Genomic DNA, 14,058 nt, shown 5'->3' with positions numbered 1-14,058 from the left:
ATGAAAAAGACTCCGCTGCTCAATATTGCGCTGTCGCAACTGATCGCCTCGCTCGGTCATGGCGACATGCTCGTCATCGGCGACGCGGGCTTGCCGTCGCAGCCGGGCGTGCCCCTGATCGACCTGGCCCTGACGCGCGGCATTCCCGGCTTCATCGATACCGTGAATACCGTGCTCAGCGAAATGCAGGTGGAATACCATGTGCTCGCCAGCGAATTGCCGCAGCATAATCCGGCCATGGCGGCCCAGGTGGCGGCCCTGGCCTTGCCCGATGCGCGCCAGGTGACGCACGAGGAGTTCAAGCAATTGAGCAAGGGCGCGCGCGCCATCGTGCGCACGGGCGAGTGCAGTCCGTATGCCAACATCATTTTGGTCGCTGGCGTCGTGTTCTAGCGCAAAGAATGACGCGATTGTTTGGCAAAAACATCAACGACATTGCTCTCAGTGAAATAATTGTCCATTGGCAAAATGGACGGCTACAATAGCTGTATCCTGCCGGCCCGGCAGTTACCTGATGGTTTCCTGCCATGCCGATGCAAGCATTGCGCGCTGTTCGTGCCCCCTTGCCGCCGCGCACAGGCAGGCGCGGACTCGCCGGGTGCGTCTTGCTGGCGCTGCTATGCTGCTGGGTTACACCGGCCCGGGCGCTGGAGCGCGTCGTCCTGCAGCTGAGCTTTAGCCACCAATTCCAGTTTGCCGGCTATTACGCGGCCATCGAGCAAGGCTATTACCGCGACGCGGGCCTGGACGTCCAGCTGCGCGAGGGCGGCGACGGCAAGCGGGCCGAAGCGGCCGTGCTGTCGGGACAGGCCGAGTATGGCGTGGGCAACAGCAGTCTCTTGCTGAGCCGCATGGCCGGCAAGCCGCTGGTGGTGCTGGCCGTCGTGTTCCAGCATTCGCCCGGCGTGCTGTTGATGCGCCAGCACGGCGGCGCGCCGGACGTGCACCGGCTGGCCGGTGCCGCCGTGATGCTCGGTTCGCCTGCGGATGTGCCGGCCGCTTCCGATGAAGTCTCGCTCTTCCTGCGGAAAATGGGTGTCGACGGGGCCAGCCTGCGGCGCTTGCCGCCCACGCACCGGATCGAGGACTTGATCGACGGCAAGGTCGAGGCGATTGCCGCGTATTCCACCAACGAACCGGACTACCTGGACCGGGCGGGATTTCCCTATTACCAGTTTACGCCGCGCACGGCCGGCATCGATTTCTACGGCGACAACCTGTTTACCAGCGAGCACGAACTGCGCCGCCATCCCGAGCGCGTGAAAGCGTTCCGCGCCGCCAGCCTGCGCGGCTGGCAATACGCGATGGCGCACCGCGAGGAAATGGCGCAACTGATCCACGTCAAGTACAGCCAGCGCCACGACCACGATCACCTGCTGTACGAGGCGCAGCAGATGGAATTGCTGCTGCAGCCCGTGCTGGTGGAGCTCGGCTACATGAATCCGCAGCGCTGGCAGCACATCGCCGACACCTATGCCACCATGGGCGTGCTGCCGCGCAATGCCACGGACAGCCGCGCCTACCAGGGTTTCCTGTACCACCCTGTGCCGGGCGCGGATCTCGGCTGGCTGTACCTGTCGCTGGGCGTGGCGGGCAGCCTGCTGGCGGTGGGGGCCGCATTTCACTTCAGCAGCCTGTCGCGCGAACGCCGCCGCACGGAGGAAACCATCCGCCAGGGCGAATTGCGCTTTCGCACCATGTTCGAGGAAGCACCCATGGGCATCGCCCTGATCGATACCCTGAGCGGCCGCTTCCGCGACATCAATCCGCGCTACCTGGCCATCGCCGGGCGCAGCCTGGAGCACATGAAGCAGAGCAGCTGGATGGAGATCAGCCATCCCGACGATGTGGCCAGCGAACAGGAACAGGTGGCGCAGTTGCTGGCGCACCGCATCGCCGGTTTCCGCCAGGCCAAGCGCATCGTGCGTCCCGATGGCGGCGTGGTGTGGGTCGACGCCTCGGTGACGGCCATCGAGACGGTGCGCCATGGCGGCCCGCATCACCTGTGCATGCTGGAGGACGTGACGGACAAGCGCCAGTCGGAAGCGCTGATCTGGCAGCAAGCCAATTTCGATGCACTGACGCAATTGCCGAACCGGCGCATGTTCCACGAGCGGCTGCGCCTGGCGCTGGCCCAGGCCCGCCGCGACGCGAGCCGCGTGGCCATCCTGTTCATCGATCTCGACCATTTCAAGGAAGTCAACGATACGCTGGGACACCACCAGGGCGACATCCTGCTGATCGAGGCGGCGCGGCGCATCCGCGTGGGCGTGCGCGAGACGGATACGGTGGCGCGCCTGGGCGGCGACGAATTCACGGTGATCCTGTCCGACCTCGACGACTTGCAGCAGGTCGACCGCATCGCGCGGCAAATCCTCGACGGCTTGCTGGCGCCGTTCGTGCTGGGCCAGGAGCAGGCGTTCGTGTCGGCCTCGATCGGCATCACCCTGTATCCCGATGACGCGGCCAATATCGAAGACTTGCTCAAGCATGCGGACCAGGCCATGTATGTGTCGAAAGGGGCGGGGCGCAACCGCTACAGTTACTTTACGCCCGCGCTGCAGGTGGCGGCCGTCAACCGCATGCGCCTGGGGGCGGACTTGCGCACGGCCCTGCGCGAGCAGCAGCTGCGGCTGCTCTACCAGCCCATCGTCGAATTGCCTGGCGGACGCATCGTCAAGGCGGAAGCCTTGCTGCGCTGGCAGCATCCGCAGCGCGGCCTCGTGGCGCCGCCCGATTTTCTCGCGCTGGCCGAAAGCAGCGGCCTGATCGTGGAGATCGGCGACTGGGTGCTGCAGGCGGCTGCCGCGCAGCTGCTGCGCTGGCGCGCCGCCGGCCACGCCATCGGGCCGGACTTGCAGCTATGCATCAATATGTCGCCGCTGGAGTTGCAGCGCGAGGCCGATGCGCCCGGCACCTGGCTGCGCCTGCTGCAGGGGCTGGACGTGCCCGCCTCGGCCATCGTGCTCGATATCCGCGAAGACTTGCTGCTGGCCACCGGCCATGGCGTGGCGCAGCGGCTGCAGCACCTGCGCGACGGCGGGCTGCAGATCGCCCTCGACGATTTCGGCAGCGGCCATGCCTCGCTGACGCAATTGCAGCAGTGCGGCATCGATTACCTGAAGATCGACGGCGCCTTCGTGCGCAAGCTGGCGCCCGGCGCCAGCGAATTGGCCCTGTGCGAAGCCATCGTCACCGTGGCGCACAAGCTGGGCATGCGGGTGATCGCCGAAGGGGTGGAAACGGCGGCCCAGCGCGCGCTGCTGCGCGAGATCGGCTGCGACCAGGCGCAGGGCTATCTGTTTGCGCCGCCGCTGGCCATCGAAGCGTTCGATGCGCTGCTGCGCGCCCAGCGGCCCTTGCACCCTTGAAACGGACGTAGCCTGCCACCAGATCTTGATGCAAGCCTGCGGGACAGGGCTTCCGGCCTGAGCGGGCTTATACTCGATGGGCTGGCGCCTGCGCCCGGCTCCAGCTGTCACCGGTTCATCTTGTGTAAACCGGGCGCGCAGGCAACTCTTCTTCCATTCACTCTAACTCGAGGTGACCTCATGGGCATTTTCAGCAATATCTACAACAAGATCTTCCATCATTCCTCCGACGCCGCCCCGGCCGCCACGCCGGCCGCCGCCACCGAAGCACCGGCCGCCGCCGCCCCTGCGGCAGCGCCTGCACCGGCCGCAGCCGTGCCGGTCGTCGATGTGGAAGTGGTGCTGGTCGACCTGGCCAGCAAGAACGCGGAAAAACTCAATTGGCGCACGTCCATCGTCGACCTGATGAAACTGCTTCAACTCGACAGCAGCCTGGCTTCGCGCAAGGAACTGGCGCAGGAACTGCATTTCACGGGCGACACCAACGATTCGGCCAGCATGAATATCTGGCTGCACCGCCAGGTGATGATCAAGCTGGCGGAAAATGGCGGCAAAGTACCGGAAGAGTTGAAAAATTAAAGACCCGGCGGCAGCAAGGGGATAACTTGTTGTCGCTGTTCAATCGCGTGGGAACTGCCTATCATGGAGTTCCCATGGCGTCACGATAGCTAAAACCAATTGAAACTATTGTGACAATCAATTTTGCATATGGGTTAAAACCCCTTACACTAGAGTCTTACTGATTCACCACACGAGAGGAAATGAAATGTCGCTCATCAATACCCAAGTTAAACCATTCAAGGCAACCGCATACCACAATGGCAAATTCGTCGACCTGACGGAAGCGTCCCTGAAAGGCAAGTGGTCGGTATTCGTGTTCTACCCAGCCGACTTCACCTTCGTTTGCCCAACCGAGCTGGAAGACCTGGCCGATCACCACGCAGAATTCCAGAAACTGGGCGTTGACGTGTACGGTATCTCGACCGATACCCACTTCGCGCACAAGGCATGGCACGACACCTCGGACGCCATCAAGAAAGTGCAATACGCACTGATCGGCGACCCGACCGGCGCCCTGTCGCGCAACTTCGAAGTCATGATCGAAGAAGAAGGCCTGGCACTGCGCGGTACCTTCGTCATCAATCCGGACGGCTTCATCAAAGTGCTGGAAGTGCATGACAACGGCATCGGCCGTGACGCCGCAGAACTGTTGCGCAAAGTCAAAGCCGCCCAGTACGTGGCTTCCCACCCAGGCGAAGTATGCCCGGCAAAATGGACGGAAGGCGCAGCCACGCTGACCCCATCGCTGGACCTGGTCGGCAAGATCTAAGTCTCGATGCACGACGTAGCAAACAAGTAGTTACCGCGATGCCGGACCGGGCGTCCGGCCCGGCATACGCCTAAATATTTGTAAAGGAAGAAAAGCATGTTAGACGCAACCCTCAAAACCCAACTGAAATCCTACCTGGAAAAAGTGGTGTATCCGCTTGAGCTGGTCGCTTCTCTCGATGACAGCGCAAAAGCCCGCGAGATGAAGGAATTGCTCCAGGAAATAGTCCTGTTGAGCGACAAGATCACGCTGGTCGAGCGCCTGGACGCTGGCGTACGGGTTCCGTCGTTCAGCATCAACCGTACCGGCTCCGACATCGGCGTGCGTTTCGCCGGTGTGCCGCTGGGCCACGAATTCACGTCGCTGGTGCTGGCGCTGCTGCAAGTGGGCGGCCACACCATCAAGTTCGACGACGCCGTGATCGAGCAGATCCGCAACCTCGACGGCGATTACGAGTTTGAAACATTTATTTCGCTCTCCTGCCATAACTGCCCGGAAGTGGTGCAGGCCTTGAATGCCATGGCCGTGATCAACCCGCGCATCAAGGTCACCACCATCGATGGCGGCGTGTTCCCGAAGGAAGTGGAAGAGCGCCAGATCATGGCCGTGCCGATGATGTTCCTCAATGGCCAGCACTTCGGCCAGGGACGCACGAATGTCGAGGAAATCCTCGCCAAGCTCGACACCAACGCCGGCGCCCGCCAGGCGGCAGCGTTGAACAAGAAAGACGTGTTTGATGTGCTGATCGTCGGCGGCGGCCCAGCCGGCGCGGCAGCGGCCATCTACGCGGCCCGCAAGGGCATCAACACGGGTGTGCTGGCCGAGCGTTTCGGCGGCCAGGTGCTCGATACCCTGGCCATCGAGAATTTTATTTCCGTCAAGGAAACCGATGGTCCGAAGTTCGCCGTGGCGCTGGAACAGCACGTCAAGGAATACGACGTCGACATCATGAACACGCAGCGCGCCGCCAAGTTGACGCCGGGCAAGCTGATCGAGATTGAAACGGCGAATGGCGCCGTGCTCAAAGCCAAGACCGTCATCCTGGCCACCGGCGCCCGCTGGCGCGAAATCAACGTGCCGGGCGAGAAGGAATACCGCAACCACGGTGTCGCCTACTGTCCGCACTGCGACGGTCCCTTGTTCAAGGGCAAGCGCGTGGCCGTGATCGGCGGCGGCAACTCGGGCGTGGAAGCGGCGATCGACCTGGCCGGCCTCGTCAAACACGTGACCCTGATCGAGTTTGGCGCGGAACTGCGCGCCGATGCGGTGCTGCAACGCAAGCTGCACAGCCTGCCTAACGTGACCGTGATTACGTCGGCGCAAACCACCGAGATCCACGGCGACGGCAAGATCGTCAATGGCCTCAGCTACACGGACCGCATCAGCGGCGCGTCGAACAAGGTCGAGCTGGAAGGCGTCTTCGTGCAAATCGGCCTGGTGCCGAACACGGAGTGGCTCAAGGGGACAGTGGCACTGTCGCGCCACGGCGAAATCGAAGTCGATGCCCGCGGCCAGACCTCGATCCCCGGCGTGTTTGCGGCCGGCGACGTCACCACGGTGCCGTACAAGCAGATCATCATCGCCACCGGCGAAGGCGCCAAGGCAGCTTTGTCCGCCTTTGACCACCTGATCCGCTCGGATGACGAGGAAGTGGTCGACGAGTCCGCAGCGAAAGAAGCGCTGACCGCCTAACTATTGAGTCGTATCAAGAAAAAACCGGAACTGCCGCAAGGCGGTTCCGGTTTTTTTATGCGCGCAGGAAACTTAGCTGCCCGCGTACAGCGGGTTGGCGGCGACATACACCTGCACGCCATCGACGGGCATGTCCTTCGGCGCGATCTCGGCCAGGGCGAATGTCGTTTGATGGTTAAAAGTTTGCACGTGCCAGGTAAAACGCTGGCCGGCGCGCGCGATGGTGACGGTTTCGCCGCGCGTGACGTTGATGTGGCGCGTGTCGGGCTGCAGTTCGATGCTGCGCTGGGCGGCCCCGTGCGGGGCGGCGCTGCCATAGTCGGCGGCCGTGCCCGTGGGACTGGCGGCGAGGGCCGATGCGGCACAGGTGGTGATAGCGGCGCACAGGATGGCCAGGGCGCTGCGGTGGGTGTTCAACATAGTAATCTCCAAGAATAAGCCTGGCGCGGCGAGTAACCGCGCCATGTTGTCGTCGTGGCTGCACCGGGATCGCCGGTTTTTGCAACACGGCATCGTAAGCTGTCCTTGGCCGATCTGCAAAGCTGTATTTCCTGTCTATATTTCCACCGTGGCCGCCAGCGGCACGTCCGGCGCCAGGTGGCTGGTCAGCACGATGCACTGGCGCGCCAGGCGCGCCGGCTCGGACAGGCGCGTGCGCAAGTACGCCATGGCGGCCGCGTCGAGGCCGTTGAACGGTTCGTCGATCAGCAGCAGGCGCACGGGCAAGGCCAGTGCCAGTGCCAGTTGCAATTTTTTATGCTGGCCCAGCGAGAGGGCGTTGATGCTCTGCTGCAAGGTCGGCAGCAGGGCAAACGCGCCCAGCTCGTCGTTCAGCAGGGCCCGGTCGCTGCCCGGGTACAGGGCCAGGTGCAGGTCGAGAAACTCGTGCACCTGCAGCCAGGGCAGGGCGGGGGCATCGCCGCCGCAATAGAACGTGCGCGCGCGGTAGGCCAGCGGCAGGTGAGCGCTGTCGATATCGTCCAGGCGGATGGCGCCGCGCGCGGGCAGCAGGGCGCCGCCCGCCAGTTTCAGCAGGGTCGTCTTGCCGGCGCCGTTTGCGCCGCGCAGCCAGGTGACGCCGGGACCGAATTGCTTGTTAAAACCTTGAAACACGCTGTGCGTGGCAAAGTGAAAATCGAGCTGCGCGATGTGCAGCACGGGAGAAGACACATTCAATTCCATAATTCGCTTCCGATGGCGCTCAAGGCAAGGATGGACAGGACGACCAGGGCGACTCGTCCCCGCGCCGTCAGGCGGGGCAGGCCGACGATGGCCAGCAGGGCCACGCCGGCCGTGACGGCATACACCGTGGTGACGCGCTGCTGCAGGGCGGCGGGATCGGTGGCATACAGCAAGGCGCCCGCGCCCAGCAGCACGGCAAGCGCCGGCAGCAGGCTGGCCGCGCAAGCCAGGCGCAGCAAGGTGGCGCTGGCCAGGGGCCAGGCATTCAGCGCGGGGCGCAGCACGGCGATCTGCTCGCGCACGGCCTTGTCGCTGCGGTCCGTCACGATGACCAGGCTGGCGCTGGCCAGCAGACCGAACAGCGGTGCGGGCACGAGGGGCACGCGCAGCAGCCAGGCCAGCATGCTGGCGCCGGCCGTGGCCAGCAGCACGCTTTGCTGGATGCCGATCACATTCTCGTTGCGCCAGAACGGCAGCCAGAACAGCTGGCGCCACAGGAACAGGGTGGACCAGCGGGGCTGGCGCGGCACATAGGCCGTCATCGTGGGCGGGCGCGCCTTTTGTGCGGGGCGTGGCGCGCGCAGGCGCCGCGCCACGATGCGCGTCGTCAGCAGCCAGGCCAGCAGCCAGGCGCCGACCGTGGCCACAGTGCCGGGCGCGGCAACGGGGCGCAGCCACGGCGGCGACTGCAGCAGCCAGATGGTGGTGGAAACGGCATAGGCGAGGCCCAGCGGCAGCATCAGCAGGCCGGCCACGGCGATATCGGCTTGCCAGCGCAGGCGCAGCGGCAAGGGCAGCTGGCGCAGCCAGGCGGCGGTATGCGCCGGCAACAACCGCTTGCGCAGCAGCCAGGCGGGCAGGCAAGTGAGCAGGGCTTGCGTGCCGACGATGGCCAGCGCGGCGGGCCAGGGCTGGCTCATGGCGAGAAAGCCGGGCAGGGCGATGACGCTGAGCAGGCCCAGCAGCACGGGGCCGGCCAGGAAAAAGAAGATTTCCACGGAACTGGCCACGCTGGCGGCAAATTGCAGCAAAGCATGATGGGCCAGGCGCAGCCGCAGGGCAAGATAGGGATGAGTGCTACGGGGCAAGCGCATGCGGGCAGGGGCGGAGTCGGGGTAGCTGATTCTAGTGCATTTGCTGTTCCAGAATGGGAAAAGCCCTTCGGTTCAGAGAACCAAAGGGCTTTTCTTTTATTGGCGGAGCGGACGGGACTCGAACCCGCGACCCCCGACGTGACAGGCCGGTATTCTAACCAACTGAACTACCACTCCAAGCTCGTATGATCTGTGTTGCTGATCCATGAAGCACTGGATAATTTTCTGTTTGGTGGGTGCTGAGAGGCTCGAACTCCCGACCTACGCCTTGTAAGGGCGCCGCTCTACCAACTGAGCTAAGCACCCGCATATCCCAGAAAACTATCCCGACGTTTGTCACCACGTCTGGAAGAGGCACTATTATAGGGGGCGCTCTGGTGCTTGTGCAACTATTCTTGGGGGATAACAGCAGTTTTTTTGCTGAAAAGCGCAAAAATGTTCACAGGAGGGCGTGCGGGCGTGGTTTCTGCTGCTGAAATGGGAAAAGCCCTTCGGTTCAGAGAACCAAAGGGCTTTTCTTTTATTGGCGGAGCGGACGGGACTCGAACCCGCGACCCCCGACGTGACAGGCCGGTATTCTAACCAACTGAACTACCACTCCAAGCTCGTATGATCTGTGTTGCTGATCCATGAAGCACTGGACAGTTTTCTGATTTGGTGGGTGCTGAGAGGCTCGAACTCCCGACCTACGCCTTGTAAGGGCGCCGCTCTACCAACTGAGCTAAGCACCCGTTGCTTGTCTCAGAAAACCATCCCGACGTTTGTCACCACGTCTGGAAGAGGCGCTATTATAGGACGGCTAAAATCCTTCTGCAAGCGCTTTTTTCACATTACTCGGTGATATTCCACTGTGACAGCATCCACGCCATATTGAACGCATTTTCGGCGATGGCGTTGTAGCGGCCCGACGCGCCGCCGTGGCCGGCGCCCATATTCGTTTTCAGCAGCAAGGGATTGCTGTCCGTCTTGTACGCGCGCAGCTTGGCCACGTACTTCGCCGGCTCCCAGTACATGACTTGGCTGTCGTTCAGGCCCGTCGTCACCAGCATGGCAGGGTAATTCTTGCGCGCGATGTTGTCGTAGGGCGAGTAGCTGAGCATGTAGTCGTAGGCCGCCTTCTGGTTCGGGTCGCCCCATTCCAGGTACTCTCCCGTCGTCAGCGGCAGGCTGGCGTCCATCATGGTGTTCATCACGTCGACAAACGGCACGGCCGCGTGCACGGCGTGGAACAGCTCGGGGCGCATGTTGACGACGGCGCCCATCAGCAAGCCGCCCGCGCTGCCGCCCTGGATGATGAGGCGGTTCGGGCTCGTCCATTTTTCGCGCACCAGGTAGTCGGCGCTGTCGATGAAGTCGTTGAAGGTGTTTTTCTTCTTCATCAGCATGCCGTCTTCATGCCAGGCTTCGCCCATGTCGGTGCCGCCGCGGATATGCGCCTGCGCATAGATGACGCCGCGCTCCAGCAGGCTGATGCGGCTGATGGCAAAGCTGGCTTCCGTCGAGATGCCGTAGGAACCATACGAATACAGCAGCAGCGGGGCGGAACCGTCGAGCTTGACGCCCTTCTTGTAGACGATCCACAGCGGCACTTGCACGCCGTCGCGCGCCTTCACCCACAGGCGCTGCGTCGTGTAGCGGCTGCCGTCAAAGCCGCCGACGATTTCCTGCTGTTTCAGCACCGTGCGCTTGCCATCTTGCATGTTGACGTCGATGACGGTGGGCGGCGTGACGGGCGACTGGTACGACATGCGAAATTGCGTGGCAGAAAACTCCGGCGTGCCGGCCGCCGTGGCCAGGTAGACGGGGTCGTCGAACTGCACGGTTTTCCAGTTCTTGTGCGCAAAATCAAAGATGCGCGCGCGGTTCAGGGCGCGCGCCTTTTCCATCACCACCAGGTAGCCCTGGAACACATCGATGGACTGGATCACGGCATCCTTGTTGTGCGGCACGACGCTCTTCCAGTGCTTCGGCTGCGGCGCGGACAAGGGCGCGCTGACGACGCGGAAATTCTTCGCATCCTTGTTGGTCAGAATATACAGCTGGCCGTCGCGGTGTTCGACGTTGTAGCGGTGGCCCTTCTCGCGTTGCAGCACGCTGTGGAAACTGCCTTCCGGCTTGCTCGTTGGCAGCAGCAGCACGTCGCTGGTGTCCGTGCTGCCCGAGGTCAGCACAAAGAACTGCTTGTCGCGTGTGCGGCCCACCTGGATGGCGAATTGTTCCACCGGCTCGTGGTAGACCTGCTGCGGCGCGCTACCCAGGGTCAGGCGGAACAAACGGTCCGACCGCTTGGTGGTGGCGTCTTCCTGGGCCAGCATCAGCGTGGCGTTGTCTGCCGCCCAGGCCAGCGAGGTGACGCGCGGCATGGCATCGGCCAGCAGCTTGCCCGTCTTCAAATCCTTGACGTGCAGCTCGTACTGGCGGAAACCCGTCGTGTCGGTGGTGTAGGCCAGCAACTGCTCGTTCGGGCTGACGGCAAAGGCGCGCACGGCAAAAAATTTGTGGCCTTCGGCCAATTGATTCTGGTCAAGCAGGACTTCCTCGGCCGCCTGCGCATCGTAGGCGCCGCCGGCACCGACAGGGCGGCGGCAGTGGACAGGATATTGCTTGCCCGCTTCCGTGCGCGTGTAATAGTAGAAATTGCCCTGGCGCGCGGGCACGGACAGGTCCACTTCCTGCATGCGGCCCTTGATTTCCGCAGTCAGCTTGTCGGCCAGCGGCTGGATAGGGGCCGTGACGGCGGCCGTGTAGGCGTTTTCCGCATGCAGGTAGTCGATCACGGCAGGATCGGTCTTCTTTTGCAGCCAGCGGTAGTCGTCCGTGACGACGGTGCCATGGCGCGTTTCCTGCCAGGCGGTCTTGGCGGCCACGGGCGCGGTGGCGGCGGTGGCGTCGGCGGCCAGCGCGGATGGCGCCAGCGTGGACAGCAGCAGGGCCGGCAGGATGGATGAGCAGGCGGCAATGCGGTGCAAGGCGTGACGGGGGATGGACAAGGCGACTCCTTTGAATAGTTGTGTCAGGATTGTAATCTTGCCATTGAGAAAAGCAACTACGTTGCCCGTGCGTTTCAACTTGCATCCACGGGCATTTCCAGCGATACTGTATATAACTACAGTATCTTGCCGCGAGGTGTACTTGACCACATCTGCCTGCCCACTTCTCGAGCCGCCCGCCCGCCGCTGGATAGCCCACCTGGACATGGACGCTTTCTTTGCCTCCGTGGAACTGTTGAAATATCCGGAATTGCGTGGCGAGCCGGTGGTGATCGGCGGCGGCCGGCTGCAGCAGCCCGTGCTGCAGGAAGACGGCACGCGGCAGTTTGCGCGCATGCGCGACTATGTGGGACGCGGCGTCGTCACGACGTCGACCTATGCGGCGCGCGCGTTTGGCGTGTTTTCCGCCATGGGCATCATGAAGGCGGCGAAACTGGCGCCCGACAGCATCCTGCTGCCGGCCGATTTCGAGGCTTACCGCGAGTATTCGGCCCGCTTCAAGCAAGCCGTGGCCAATCTTGCCCCCATTATCCAGAACGTGGGCATCGATGAAATCTATGTCGACCTGACCGAATACGGCGAGCAGGCGCCGGCCATGGCGGCGCGCCTGAAGGCGGCCGTGTTCGAGGCGACGGGCCTGTCGTGCTCGATCGGCCTGGCGCCGAACAAATTGCTGGCAAAAATCTGTTCCGACCTGGAAAAACCCGACGGCCTCACCATATTGGCGCCCGAGGATGTCGAGACGCGCGTGTGGCCCTTGCCGGCAAAGAAGATCAATGGCATCGGCCCAAAGGCCACGGCCAAGCTGGAAGCCTTGGGCATTATCACCATCGGCGAGCTGGCGCGCGCCGACATGGCCATGCTGCGCACGCAGTTCGGCGACCTGTACACGGGCTGGCTGCGCCAGGCGGCGCTGGGCATCGACGAGCGTCCCGTGCAGACGAGCCGGGAAACCAAGTCCGTCAGCCGCGAAACGACGTTCGAGCGCGACCTGCAAGTGGTGCGCGACCGGGCCATCCTGTCGGAAAAGCTGGAAAGCCTGTGCACGCGCGTGGCGGGCGACCTCGATAAACAGTCGCTGGCGGGGCGCACGGTGGGCATCAAGCTGCGCTTCGAGGATTTCAGCACCGTCACGCGCGACATCACCCTGGCCAGCGCCACGGCGGACGCCGCCGCCATCCTGCGCGCCAGCCGCGACTGCCTGCGGCGCGTGCCGTTCGACAAGAAAATCCGCCTGCTGGGCGTGCGCATCTCGGCCTTGTCCGATCCGGCCCTCGTGACGCGGCAGGCGCCGGCCCAGGCCGAGCTGTTCCCCGCCCTGTAGCGGCGCCCGCTGGAAGACAAACACCGCGCCAGACCGCGCTTTTGACGGTATTTTCACGTCGAAAGTGTAGAATGGCGTTCCCCTGGCACTACTGAAACAAACGGAAGACAAAAACTATGTGGTTCAAGAATCTTCAGATTTACCGCCTGCCCGCACCATGGGCTTATACGCCAGAACAACTGGAAGAGGCCTTGTCCTCGAACAAATTTACGCCGGCGACCAGCATGGATCTGATGCGCCAGGGCTGGGACACGCCACGCCCGAATGGCGGTTTGGTGCACGTGGTCAACAAGCAGATGCTGATCCTGCTGGGCACGGAAAAGAAACTGCTGCCGGCCACCGTCATCAACCAGGTGGCCAAGGCCCGCGCCGCCGAGATGGAAGAAGCGCAAGGCTTTGCCCCCGGCAAGAAGGCCATGAAGGAATTGAAGGAACGCGTGGCCGACGAGCTGCTGCCGCGCGCCTTCAGCATCCGCAGCAACGTCTGGACGTGGATCGACCCCGTCAATGGCTGGCTGGTGATCGATGCGGCCAGCCCGGCGAAGGCCGACGAAGTCATCAAGCTGCTGCTCAAAGCCGTGGATAAATTGCCGCTGGAAAGCCTGCGCGTGCAGCGCTCGCCGGTCGCGGTGATGACGGAATGGCTGCAGGCCGACGATGCGCCGGCCGGCTTCACGGTCGACATGGATACGGAATTGCGCGCCACGGGCGAGAGCAAGGCCACCGTGCGCTATGTGCGCCACACGCTGGAAGCGGACGACGTGCGCCGCCACATCGCGGCCGGCAAGCAGTGCACGCGCCTGGCCATGACGTGGAACGACAAGATCTCGTTCGTGCTGACGGAGTCCCTGGCCATCAAGAGCGTCAAGCCGCTGGACGTGATCAAGGAAACGGAATCGAGCACGAAGAACGACGACGAGCGTTTCGATGGCGACCTGATGCTGATGACGGGCGAGCTCTCCAAGCTGATGGCCGACGTGGTCGAAGCGCTGGGCGGCGAGGCGACTGCGTAAAAGCAGTTATATCGGTACGAAAAAGGAGCTGCGGCTCCTTTTTTTTCGTCCCTCGCCTGGCA

General features: G+C 63.2%; 11 protein-coding genes and 4 tRNA genes. 7 read left to right on the top strand and 8 right to left on the bottom strand.

Going from position 1 to position 14,058, the window contains the following annotated elements:
* From rbsD to ahpF, 5 genes are all read left to right on the top strand, one after another.
* On the top strand, positions 1 to 393 hold the full coding sequence (rbsD, locus tag AC3RCJ_RS00460; protein ID WP_492962143.1) for a D-ribose pyranase: 393 nt from the start codon (positions 1 to 3) through the stop codon (positions 391 to 393).
* Between the two features lie 212 nt (positions 394 to 605).
* Positions 606 to 3,371, top strand: coding sequence for an EAL domain-containing protein (locus AC3RCJ_RS00455; protein WP_492962145.1), 2,766 nt, complete (start codon positions 606 to 608; stop codon positions 3,369 to 3,371).
* A 180-nt stretch (positions 3,372 to 3,551) separates the two neighbouring features.
* Positions 3,552 to 3,950 (top strand): DUF3597 domain-containing protein, encoded by a 399-nt coding sequence (locus AC3RCJ_RS00450; protein WP_492962147.1) that lies wholly within the window; start codon positions 3,552 to 3,554, stop codon positions 3,948 to 3,950.
* Positions 3,951 to 4,137: 187 nt separating this feature from the next.
* Positions 4,138 to 4,701, top strand: coding sequence for an alkyl hydroperoxide reductase subunit C (gene ahpC / locus AC3RCJ_RS00445; RefSeq protein ID WP_071326099.1), 564 nt, complete (start codon positions 4,138 to 4,140; stop codon positions 4,699 to 4,701).
* A 96-nt stretch (positions 4,702 to 4,797) separates the two neighbouring features.
* Complete coding sequence (ahpF, locus tag AC3RCJ_RS00440) at positions 4,798 to 6,393, top strand: alkyl hydroperoxide reductase subunit F (RefSeq protein ID WP_492962149.1); 1,596 nt, start codon at positions 4,798 to 4,800, stop codon at positions 6,391 to 6,393.
* A 72-nt stretch (positions 6,394 to 6,465) separates the two neighbouring features.
* On the opposite strand, the gene AC3RCJ_RS00435 is transcribed toward ahpF, so the two are convergent.
* From AC3RCJ_RS00435 to AC3RCJ_RS00400, 8 genes are all read right to left on the bottom strand, one after another.
* Positions 6,466 to 6,813: a CzcE family metal-binding protein gene (locus AC3RCJ_RS00435; protein ID WP_492962151.1), complete on the bottom strand. Its 348-nt coding sequence runs from the start codon at positions 6,811 to 6,813 to the stop codon at positions 6,466 to 6,468.
* A gap of 135 nt (positions 6,814 to 6,948) precedes the next feature.
* Positions 6,949 to 7,575 (bottom strand): ABC transporter ATP-binding protein, encoded by a 627-nt coding sequence (locus AC3RCJ_RS00430; protein WP_492962153.1) that lies wholly within the window; start codon positions 7,573 to 7,575, stop codon positions 6,949 to 6,951.
* Complete coding sequence (locus AC3RCJ_RS00425) at positions 7,566 to 8,663, bottom strand: hypothetical protein (RefSeq protein ID WP_492962155.1); 1,098 nt, start codon at positions 8,661 to 8,663, stop codon at positions 7,566 to 7,568. Before AC3RCJ_RS00425 ends, AC3RCJ_RS00430 begins: the two co-directional genes overlap by 10 nt.
* A gap of 106 nt (positions 8,664 to 8,769) precedes the next feature.
* Positions 8,770 to 8,846, bottom strand: a tRNA-Asp gene (locus AC3RCJ_RS00420).
* 53 nt (positions 8,847 to 8,899) lie between these two features.
* Positions 8,900 to 8,975 (bottom strand) — tRNA-Val (locus AC3RCJ_RS00415).
* A gap of 218 nt (positions 8,976 to 9,193) precedes the next feature.
* A tRNA-Asp gene (locus tag AC3RCJ_RS00410) sits at positions 9,194 to 9,270 on the bottom strand.
* A 54-nt stretch (positions 9,271 to 9,324) separates the two neighbouring features.
* A tRNA-Val gene (locus tag AC3RCJ_RS00405) sits at positions 9,325 to 9,400 on the bottom strand.
* A 99-nt stretch (positions 9,401 to 9,499) separates the two neighbouring features.
* Positions 9,500 to 11,659 (bottom strand): S9 family peptidase, encoded by a 2,160-nt coding sequence (locus AC3RCJ_RS00400; protein WP_492961332.1) that lies wholly within the window; start codon positions 11,657 to 11,659, stop codon positions 9,500 to 9,502.
* Positions 11,660 to 11,801: 142 nt separating this feature from the next.
* Here AC3RCJ_RS00400 and dinB point away from each other — a divergent pair, with 142 nt between their 5' ends.
* Together dinB and AC3RCJ_RS00390 are read left to right on the top strand one after the other, a co-directional pair.
* Complete coding sequence (dinB, locus tag AC3RCJ_RS00395; RefSeq protein ID WP_492961330.1) at positions 11,802 to 12,983, top strand: DNA polymerase IV; 1,182 nt, start codon at positions 11,802 to 11,804, stop codon at positions 12,981 to 12,983.
* A gap of 116 nt (positions 12,984 to 13,099) precedes the next feature.
* Positions 13,100 to 13,996 (top strand): recombination-associated protein RdgC, encoded by an 897-nt coding sequence (locus AC3RCJ_RS00390; protein WP_076569354.1) that lies wholly within the window; start codon positions 13,100 to 13,102, stop codon positions 13,994 to 13,996.
* Positions 13,997 to 14,058: the final 62 nt, after the last annotated feature.

It is taken from the genome of Janthinobacterium sp. GW822-FHT07H11 (assembly GCF_058798615.1).
This window is presented reverse-complemented; position numbering and strand designations above follow the sequence as displayed.

Coding starts and splice junctions, on each gene's coding strand:
- ahpF (WP_492962149.1), top strand. CDS start 4,798: ATGTTAGACGCAACCCTCAAAACCCAACTGAAATCCTACCTGGAAAAA.
- rbsD (WP_492962143.1), top strand. CDS start 1: ATGAAAAAGACTCCGCTGCTCAATATTGCGCTGTCGCAACTGATCGCC.
- AC3RCJ_RS00450 (WP_492962147.1), top strand. CDS start 3,552: ATGGGCATTTTCAGCAATATCTACAACAAGATCTTCCATCATTCCTCC.
- AC3RCJ_RS00390 (WP_076569354.1), top strand. CDS start 13,100: ATGTGGTTCAAGAATCTTCAGATTTACCGCCTGCCCGCACCATGGGCT.
- ahpC (WP_071326099.1), top strand. CDS start 4,138: ATGTCGCTCATCAATACCCAAGTTAAACCATTCAAGGCAACCGCATAC.
- AC3RCJ_RS00435 (WP_492962151.1), bottom strand. CDS start 6,813: ATGTTGAACACCCACCGCAGCGCCCTGGCCATCCTGTGCGCCGCTATC.
- AC3RCJ_RS00430 (WP_492962153.1), bottom strand. CDS start 7,575: ATGGAATTGAATGTGTCTTCTCCCGTGCTGCACATCGCGCAGCTCGAT.